Origin of the sequence: Sphingobacterium alimentarium, assembly GCF_004342685.1 — a bacterium.
Lineage (GTDB): Bacteria > Bacteroidota > Bacteroidia > Sphingobacteriales > Sphingobacteriaceae > Sphingobacterium > Sphingobacterium alimentarium.
In genome coordinates this window covers 33785-43334 of record NZ_SMBZ01000032.1, presented here as the reverse complement: position 1 = coordinate 43334, position 9550 = coordinate 33785, and the positions used below count along the sequence as shown (strand labels likewise).

8 protein-coding genes are annotated in these 9550 nt (G+C 32.6%); 1 reads left to right on the top strand and 7 read right to left on the bottom strand.

What is annotated here, in order from left to right:
* The first annotated feature begins 394 nt into the window (after positions 1 to 394).
* Positions 395 to 733 carry a helix-turn-helix domain-containing protein gene (locus EDC17_RS11620; protein ID WP_132778238.1) on the top strand — a complete coding sequence of 113 codons (339 nt, stop codon included), beginning with the start codon at positions 395 to 397 and terminating at the stop codon, positions 731 to 733.
* A 55-nt stretch (positions 734 to 788) separates the two neighbouring features.
* On the opposite strand, the gene EDC17_RS11615 is transcribed toward EDC17_RS11620, so the two are convergent.
* The 7 genes from EDC17_RS11615 to EDC17_RS11585 all read right to left on the bottom strand — a co-directional run bounded on the left by EDC17_RS11615 (position 789) and on the right by EDC17_RS11585 (position 9549).
* Complete coding sequence (locus tag EDC17_RS11615) at positions 789 to 3179, bottom strand: GumC family protein (protein WP_132778237.1); 2391 nt, start codon at positions 3177 to 3179, stop codon at positions 789 to 791.
* 12 nt (positions 3180 to 3191) lie between these two features.
* Entirely contained in the window at positions 3192 to 3944 is a 753-nt protein-coding gene (locus EDC17_RS11610; protein WP_132778236.1) for a polysaccharide biosynthesis/export family protein, read from the bottom strand.
* Positions 3945 to 4081: 137 nt separating this feature from the next.
* Positions 4082 to 5218, bottom strand: a complete 1137-nt coding sequence (locus EDC17_RS11605; RefSeq protein WP_132778235.1) for a DegT/DnrJ/EryC1/StrS family aminotransferase — start codon at positions 5216 to 5218, stop codon at positions 4082 to 4084.
* Complete coding sequence (locus EDC17_RS11600; RefSeq protein ID WP_132778234.1) at positions 5208 to 5840, bottom strand: acetyltransferase; 633 nt, start codon at positions 5838 to 5840, stop codon at positions 5208 to 5210. Before EDC17_RS11600 ends, EDC17_RS11605 begins: the two co-directional genes overlap by 11 nt.
* Positions 5833 to 6444, bottom strand: coding sequence for a sugar transferase (locus tag EDC17_RS11595; protein WP_132778233.1), 612 nt, complete (start codon positions 6442 to 6444; stop codon positions 5833 to 5835). Before EDC17_RS11595 ends, EDC17_RS11600 begins: the two co-directional genes overlap by 8 nt.
* Entirely contained in the window at positions 6437 to 7678 is a 1242-nt protein-coding gene (locus EDC17_RS11590) for a glycosyltransferase family 4 protein (protein WP_132778232.1), read from the bottom strand. The genes EDC17_RS11595 and EDC17_RS11590 overlap by 8 nt, the downstream gene beginning before the upstream one ends.
* Positions 7675 to 9549, bottom strand: a complete 1875-nt coding sequence (locus tag EDC17_RS11585) for a heparinase II/III domain-containing protein (protein WP_207895753.1) — start codon at positions 9547 to 9549, stop codon at positions 7675 to 7677. Before EDC17_RS11585 ends, EDC17_RS11590 begins: the two co-directional genes overlap by 4 nt.
* Position 9550: the final 1 nt, after the last annotated feature.

The following is a 9550-nucleotide window of genomic DNA, read 5'->3' as shown; positions in this document are numbered from 1 at the left end:
CTGCACTTGTTCTTGCCAATTATTCTGCACCATTCTTGCCAATTATTGTGTAGTCATATTTGCCAAAAATCGTGTAGTTTTATTTACCGATCACACTTAGTCCGTAGATGCAAGAAGGATAAAAGCTGGTTTTAAGATTTTTTATGTGTAAACATTAAGGTTCCGGATCCAAATCCTTTCATTCTTTAATAACAAATTAGAAATTCAACCAAAATCCTTTGAATTTTATAAGCATTATTTTTCAATAAATAGCTAATGGAAACCATTCTTAAAAAAAAGATAAATAAATATTAAAGATTTATTATTTGTTAATTTATTTTCTATTTATTTAATAATAGATATTTTTGATTAAACAATTGTTGATGTAGATAAAACTTCAAATCTAATTGGAAATATGAATTCAACCCACCAAGAATCCGAGCATTATCGGAAAACATTAATCAAAATCTACGGTCAAATGAGTAGACATCTAAACGTGATGGAAGAGATTTTAAAACAACTTGCCATCAAAAACAAAAGATCAGAAGACAAGGAGAATTTCGACCCCTTCGGTGAAGGAGCCACTATGGAGCTCTTAGACGCTAATGATGTGATGAAAATCCTAAAGATTAGCCCAAGTACCTATTACCGGTTAATTAAAACAGGCGTACTTAAACCCATTATTATTGGACGAAGACATTACTACAGCAAACAACAGGTTGAAGGAATGTTAAAGAGTAGATTGAAAAGATAGGTAAATCTATTTCAAGCAAAGAAAAAGGGTTCCAATATTTGGAACCCTTTTTTTATTACTTCTTCTTCTTTTTAAACAATTTTTTGAATTCTTTTTTAAGTTTGGCTCGTATGGAAACTGAATCGTTTTCTGCCTCACCATAACCATAGCCATAACCATAGCCGTATCCATAACCACGAGCGAAATCCACATCATTGATTACGACCGCCATGTTTTTCAGCTTGCCATCCTCATAAAGTTCCTTAGGAACATTTAATAGACGTTTATCCAGGTAATTCGCACGCGACACATAGATGGTCATATCGGCATTATCAGCAATCAATAAAGTATCTGTTACCAAACTAACTGGAGCCGTATCCACCAAGACAAAGTCATAGTTAGCACGTCCATAATCTATCACCTCTTTGAAATGACCATTCATTAACAATTCCGCAGGGTTCGGCGCAATATAGCCGGAATAGATGATATCAAAATCATAAGGTGCTGGTTTCTTAATAATAATATTATCAACAGGCATGTCCGGATTAATCAAGAATTGCGTAATCCCAATATTCGTATGTTTTAGGTGCGATAGACCCAAATAATCCAATACCTTAGGCGAACGAATATCCGCTCCTATTAACAAGACCTTTTTACCAGACATCGCAAGAATCCTCGATAAATTTGTTGCAACAAAGGACTTCCCTTCTCCAGAAGTAGTTGAAGTCACAAAGATAACTGCAGAATCCTTTTTAGAACCAAGCATAAAAGCAATATTGGTGCGTAAAATTCGAAATGCCTCAGCTAACGATGAACGGTCATTATCTTTTACAATTGGATCATCTGCACTTGGAATCTCACCCAAAATAGGCGCATTGAATTTCTCTTCAATGTCCTTACGCGAGTGAATCTTATTATCCAATAAAAATTTAAGATATAATATACCAAATGGAATGAGGAAACCAACAAATAAACCTGCAAAAATAATCATTGGAATTTTAGGCGAAACAGGAACTCTCGATCCATATGCTTGATCTATGATTTTTAAAATTGCTGGAGTTGCAGAAGCTTTAATCTCTGTTTCCTCTCTTTTTTGCAATAAAAATAGGTATAAAGATTCTACAATCTGTTGTTGTCTGGAGATATCTTTAAAGCCTCTCTCTTGATTAGGCAATTGATTTAACTTCCCTTCAAATTTATTTTTCTGACTATTCAAAGAATTCACATTAGCTTGAAGAACTTGCCTATAATTAGAAAGCGCAGATTGTAAGGAACTTCCTAAATCATTAATATTTCTATTTAAATTTTGAACAATTGGGTTTTCAGGGGTTGCTGACTTAAGTAGATCTTGACGTTCTAAAACTAAATCATTATATGCTTTTATGGTTGTTTGAATTGATTGGTCTTCTAATCCAATATTTGATGGTAGTAAATCACCACTCTTTCTATTCACTTCACCTCCAATCATCTCCGCTAAGCGTAACTGAGTCTGAAATTCAATAAGCTTCTGTTCGTTTTCAGTAGCATTTTTCATATACAATTCAGCTTCAGATGTCATATCAACTAAATTGTTTTGGTCTTTATACTCTGCCACTTTAGAATCTGCTTCAGCTAAATCTTTTGATATGAGATCCAACCTCGAATTAATAAAATTTGATGTCGCTCTCGTTAATTTTGATTTATCTTCCGTAACATCCTTATTGTATTGATCAATTAATGAGTTCAATAACAATTCCCCTTTCCCTATATTACCCGAATTCATAGAAAAATTAACAACATAGGATTGTTTTTCTGAATTTGGGGTAATACTAATTTCATTCAGAAGCTTGTCAACCGCTTTGTTGACACTGGTTATTTTTATCTGAATTGGGTCTTTAATATTGGGTTTACCTTGAGGCAAGATCATTAATTCACCAATCTTAGTATTAAATTTTTCCCCAAATTTTACTGTTTTCTCAAACTTATGATTATCCTCAAGATGAAGACCATCAGAATTACTACTAATGAGGAGGGAATAATTAATGGAATCCAAATCCACCTTAGTGGGATTTATTACAACTAATTTTACTGGAGATTGGGATTCCAGCATTTCAGATGTCTTTATACTTCCTTTATCTCCATAAACGATGTCAAATCGATTTTGTTCAACTACCTTTCTAAAAATTCTTCTAGATTTCATTACATCGATCTGATCGAGAACAAAGGCTGATGTAGACCCACTAAATCCGCCTAATCCAACCATTTCCGAAAGTCCAGCTAGTTCGCCGGCTTCTTTATTTTCATCTTGCAGAAGTATTTTAGCTTTGACATTGTATATTTTATCAGCATATCTCAGATAGATTAAAGCCGCGCAAAGACAAATTAAAATAGAAAAGACAAACCATTTCCAATAATATAGGTATTGTTCAAAAACAAGTTTTAAATTAAATTCCTGATTATCCACAGTCGAGGTGTTAGATTTTGACATATTTAAAAACAATTACTTTATGATTACAGCAACAATGGTAATAATTAAACCTGCTATCGAAACAAATATTGATGTATTTTGGGTGTAGTTAGATGATTGAACTCGGGCATTATTTGGTTCAACATATATTACATCATTTTGCATTAAATAATAGACTGGAGAATTTAAGGATTCACGTTTAGTTAAATCCACCCTATATTCCATTTTTTTTCCATCCTGCTCCCTAATAACTAAAATATTTTTCCTAACTCCATTAATAGTTAAATCACCTGCCATCCCGATTGCTTCAAGCAGGCTTATTCGATCATTTTCTATAATAAATGTTCCTGGCTTTAACACTTCACCTAAAACAGTAATTCGAAAATTACGGATGGACATATTTACTCCAGGATTTACTATATATTTTTTGACCTCCTCGCGAATCTTATCCATTGCTTCTAATCGAGTTAATCCTGCCAATTTTATTTGCCCAATTTTAGGAAAATCAATATTACCGTTACCATCAATTGTATATGTAGGAATAAATGGATTTACATTCTGAGGAGTACCAGCTTGATATGCATTAATCTGATTAAATGGTTCTGACGCTCGAATATCGTCAGATGTAACAGAGATTGTTAAGATATCTCCACTTTGCAACTTTGGCGCCTGATTTAAAAAAGCTGTATTTAGTGCAATTGAATCAGGTTGAAAATATATCAACTCCTTTTTTGATGCGCAAGAAAAAAAACTCATTATTATTATTAGTCCCAATATTATTCTCATGGTCAACGTGTTTTATTAAATTTAAATTTTATATTGAGTTTAAAATAGTTTAATTGACAAAGGTATTATTTTGATTCTGAATTTCGATACCTGAATACTTAATAACAAGGTGAATTTGTCAATTATTATTCTAAATTTTATTTTGTTGCTATATTTCTGATTGAAACTAATATTCGACTTAATTGACCATCATCCAAATTTGTCCCAGAAGGTAAACAAAGACCATTCTCAAACAATCTTTCTGCAATGCTATTGCCATAATATGGAGAATCTTTAAATATAGGTTGCAAATGCATAGGTTTCCACAATGGTCGTGACTCAATGTTTTCTTCCGCCAGTCCTAATCTCAGATCTTCTCTTGTAAAACCTGCAATCTTGGGATCAATTGTGATTGCGGCTAACCAATGATTAGAAAAATAATCTGAATTTGGTTCAACTAAGACCTTTACTCCTGGGATATCCTTAAATAAATCAATATAAAATTTTGTCATCGCACGTCTTGCCTCAACACGTTGATTCAAAACCTCCATTTGACCACGGCCTATCCCCGCACATATATTAGACATTCGATAATTATAGCCAATATGCGAATGTTGGTAATGTGGCGCATTATCTCTAGCTTGGGTTGAAAGAAATACAGCTTTATTTTTATCCTCTTCAGAATGGCACACTAGAGCTCCTCCTCCTGATGTAGTGATAATTTTATTTCCATTAAAACTTAATACTCCAAAACGTCCAAAAGTACCACAAGCTTTCCCTTTATAGGTAGAACCCAAAGCCTCAGCTGCATCCTCAATAACCGGAATCTCATATTTATTAGCAACAGCCATAACTTCATCTACATTGAATGGCATTCCATATAAATGAACGGCAACAATTGCTTTTGGCTTTTTACCCTTTGCAATCCGATCATTTATTGCTTCTTCTAAGGCTGTTGGACAAATATTCCAAGTATCTTCTTCAGAATCTACAAAAACAGGAATAGCTCCTTGATAGGCGATTGGGTTAGCGGAAGCAGAAAAAGTCATAGATTGACAGATGACTTCATCTCCGTATCCTACACCACATTCAATCAATGCCAAGTGCAATGCTGCGGTTCCTGCAGAAAGTGCTGCGACCTGGACATTTGCATCTAAATATCGCTCAATACTTTTTTCAAATTCATTTACATTCGGTCCTAATGGGGCCACCCAGTTTTCATCAAAAGCCTCATGAATATATTTTAATTCATTTCCACCCATATGAGGCGAGGACAACCAAATTTTATCGTTCATCTTCTTGCTTATTTTCTTTCTTACTATTTAACTTTTTTATTACTCTGCCTGGATTTCCAACTACTACAGAATTATCTGGAATATCATTAATTATAACTGCTCCTGCACCTATAATACAATTTCTTCCAACATTTAATCCTTGGATGATAGTTGCTCCTATTCCTACATGTGTTCCTTCACCAATTTTGACATTACCAGCTAAGCTAACATTTGGGGAAATATGAACATAGTCTTCAACTATGCAATCGTGATCAACCGAACAGTTTGTGTTCAGAATACAATGAATACCTATTCTACAATCCGGATTAATAGAAACGCCTGCCATCAAAACTGTCCCTTCTCCAACCTGGGAATGTTTGGATAAATTAACAGATGGGTGTTTTATATATGGTCCTGTAAGCGAATATTTCTCAACAATTGTTTTACGAATAATGTTATTTCCAATAGCTACAAAGGTATTTGAATTTATCTTTGCTAGATTATGATTGATTGGAAAGTTCATAATTTTATCTTTAGATGGATCTTCATCATAAATTTGATCAATTTGAATCCCATTTAATTCAATGATTTCTAAAACAACTTTAGCATGTCCGCTTGCTCCAAAAACAGATAAACTATTCATTATTATTCCCTTTAAACACCTCCATTGTAGCTTGACCATCTTGAGAAATTCCTTCTCTAACAAAAACTTTTTTAATGGTGAGAAAGAATATTTTTAGATCCAAAATCAATGAAATATGTTCAACATACCATACATCATAATTAAATTTCTGATCCCAAGAAATCGCATTTCTACCATTGACTTGAGCCCAACCTGTTATCCCAGGACGCACTTCATGCCGTCTATTTTGAAATTCGTTATACAAAGGCAAATATTGAACCAATAATGGACGTGGTCCAATTAATGACATATTCCCTTTTAATACATTAATTAATTGCGGAATTTCATCAAGCGATGTTTTTCTTACAAAGGCACCAATTGCAGTTAGTCGTTCAGCATCTGGCAATAGTTCCCCATCCTTATCTCGCTTATCATTCATGGTTTTAAATTTTATTATTTCAAAAATTTTGCCATTTAAACCTGGTCTCTTTTGATAAAAGAACGGTTTACCTGAATTAGCAATTGCAAGTCCTATAACCAGAACTAAAAAGATTGGAGCTAATAGGATTAAACTAAATAGTGCAACGGAAAAGTCTAAAAACCGTTTAAAAAAGCCTTTATACATCACGCAATAATTTTTTAATGGAACTCATATATTTTTTAGCTAAAACCTTTCTATCAAAATTTAATTTTGCAAATAAGTATCCATTTTCCCCTTCCTGTTTTAACCTCTCTGTATTGTTTAAATAAAGTCTAATTTTTTCATTATACTCTTCAATATTTTCTGGTTCAACATATATACCAGCTTTTGCTTCCTCTACTAATTCTCTTGAAACACCATCAATACCTAATAAGACTGGAGTTTTACAAGAAAAATAATCAAATGTTTTGTTGGAATATATTGTTTTAAACGTATCTACCTTTTTCAAGACTGAAGCCCCCATTTCTGATGCCAAAATATATTTGAAAACCTCTTGTTTGGGTACAGCATCCAAAAATCGTATGTTTTTTAATTCCATTTGTTTAGCCTTTTCAACCAATCGAGCTTTTTCCATTCCTTGACCAATCATTAAAAACAAAACGTTGGTATCCTCCAACTTTTTCCCAGCATCCAAAATTTGATCCAAATAGTTGGCAACCCCGTGTGCACCCACATATGTTATTACAAACTTACCAGTTAAATCATGCTTTAAACGAAAATCTTCTCTATCAAAATCTTCCATTATTTGCTCAGATAGCGAAAAATCAGCAGCATTTGGAATCATAATTAATTTAGACTCAGGAATATTTTTTTTATCTCTGAGGGTATTATAAAAAGCAGGCGTTAGGACATTTATTAATTTAGCTTTCCTATAAATGAATTTTTCAACGGCATAAGCTAATTTAATAATGAATTTATTTGTTAATACTCCAGTGTCTATCGCAGACTCAGGCCATAGGTCTCTAATTTCAAAAACCATTGGCATCCTTTTAAAAACGGACAATAAATATCCAGATATCCCCACGAAAAGTGGTGGAGACGTGACAATAATAACATCATATTCTCCTTTGACTTTGAATAATCCATTCCAAAGGGAAGAAAACATAAAGGAAAAATAACCCCATAATCGTCCAACGAATCCTGAATTGTAAGATTCTGAAACGTGAGATCGATAAACATCGACATCACCTTGAACATTTTTTACAAAAAACTTCCCTCTATATTCTGGTCTCTTAACATTTCCATTATAATGCATCATCCCAGCAATAACTGAAACTTCGTGACCCATTTCAATCCAAGATTTAGCCATTTCATTCCAGCGAGATCCTCCAGGATCATCTTCTTCCAAAAAATATTGATGGAGTAATAATATTTTCATGATTTAATTTCAATGTTAGTGCTAATTTTATCTTTAAAATTGAACGATATGGCTTGGCCTTTCTCCATAACCCCATAATAGTCTGAATTATAGCTCATTTCAATATTCTTGTTTAAATATTTTCCTTCTTCCATTCCTTCAATAGCAATATTTTCTTTGTCAAAATGCCAAATCTGCTTTTTATCAAATTCAGAAAGGTTAAATATTTGATCTTGAATAATCCATTTATTCTCACCTTTAATTTTTCGAACTATTCTTTCATGTTCACCTTTTGGGTTTAATTGGCGAAATGCAGATATTAGGCCTTCAAATACAAATTCTTTAGAATTTTCTGATATTTTACTTTTTAATTTTTGAGTCCAATAATACCAAATAAAACGACTCCCTTTTAACATTTGGGATTCATCATTAACAATAACGGAATTATGAGATGTAGTTCCAGTAAAATAAGTAGACAATTCTTTGCTTGTATTATATTTATAAGTGCCTGAATCTCTAAAATAGTTGATTCCATTTACCCATATATCTACATGTAAATTATCTGCTTGGGCAGGTCTATCCTTATGACTTCCACATCGGATAAAGGTAAAACTCCCTGAATCTCTAATTAATACATATCCCCCTAATGGATATTCTTTTATACCTTCCAATTTATTAATTACAGGAAATTGCTGAATATTACTTGGTTTAATGGAACACCAGATAACCTCTCTACAATTAACTTTATCGGCATATAAAAACTTGCCGGTTAAAATATAATGTAATGTGTTTAATTGAGGTTTATAATCTTTATAATCTGTATCCGACCATGGAAAAAATAATGCCCCATCATTGGATCCATAATTTGGAAGCCATCCATTTTCCTCTTGTAAACATTGATATAAAAAATCTAAAGACTTATAAGCTCTTTCGTACACAGTTTTAGAAAATGGTTTACCAGCCCGCTCAGATGTAGAAATTCCAAAAGATAACAATTGTATCACTACACGGTGATAATTCATAGAAAACTGAAGAAATGTTCCATCTTCATAAATTTGGTAATCAATTTCTTTTTCAAACCAATCCCGTCCCTTTTTAGACCAGATTTTTGTCTCTGGAATAAAGGGAAATAATAGTTCCGACAAACTCAGAAAGAGTGTCTCCGTAATAGCATGGTTATTTCTAACTGCAATTCTAGAAAAATCAATATGGTGAAAAACATGATGTAACGAAGCATAAATCACATCCTGAATCTTTTCCCATCTAACATCCGTTAATGATGTGTGATCTTTGTAACATCTTAATGCCAAATACCAATTAAAAATCCTTAAGGATATCTCTTGGCTACATCTCCAATTTGGGCCTCTATTTATAGGATTGCTATCAATCCAAGATTCTATTTGCGAAAAAACAAATTCACCTAAATCTATTCCATAATTATAATCATATTGAATTAATGTTAATAACCATGAAAACCGAGATTTCTCCCACACATATTTAATATCTCCTGCTTCGGGACTTAAATCAGGTATGGTACTCCAATGTTTTGAAACATCATATTTAAAATTAGTAGAAGGATTAGTGATCCAATCATAATCTAATCCTAAGTCCATCCACTCAGCATTGAAAAAATAAACATTTCCACTTAATATTTTCTCAGCTTTTAACTTCAATTCTTGCAAATTATCATTTGGTTCTAATTGAACAGGATTTAAATCAAATTGAATTTGTTCAAACCATTTTTTTAAAGTTATTTTATTAGATAGGTTTAAATTAATTGGATGTTTATTAATTAACTTCCCAGATTTCCTTTCTAACTCATGTCTCACTCGATAAAAAAAATATCGAGACCCCATATTCTTAAATAACTGTGCTATTAGTTTTATATTCACT

Coding starts and splice junctions, on each gene's coding strand:
- EDC17_RS11620 (WP_132778238.1), top strand. CDS start 395: ATGAATTCAACCCACCAAGAATCCGAGCATTATCGGAAAACATTAATC.
- EDC17_RS11615 (WP_132778237.1), bottom strand. CDS start 3,179: ATGTCAAAATCTAACACCTCGACTGTGGATAATCAGGAATTTAATTTA.
- EDC17_RS11610 (WP_132778236.1), bottom strand. CDS start 3,944: ATGAGAATAATATTGGGACTAATAATAATAATGAGTTTTTTTTCTTGC.
- EDC17_RS11605 (WP_132778235.1), bottom strand. CDS start 5,218: ATGAACGATAAAATTTGGTTGTCCTCGCCTCATATGGGTGGAAATGAA.
- EDC17_RS11600 (WP_132778234.1), bottom strand. CDS start 5,840: ATGAATAGTTTATCTGTTTTTGGAGCAAGCGGACATGCTAAAGTTGTT.
- EDC17_RS11595 (WP_132778233.1), bottom strand. CDS start 6,444: ATGTATAAAGGCTTTTTTAAACGGTTTTTAGACTTTTCCGTTGCACTA.
- EDC17_RS11590 (WP_132778232.1), bottom strand. CDS start 7,678: ATGAAAATATTATTACTCCATCAATATTTTTTGGAAGAAGATGATCCT.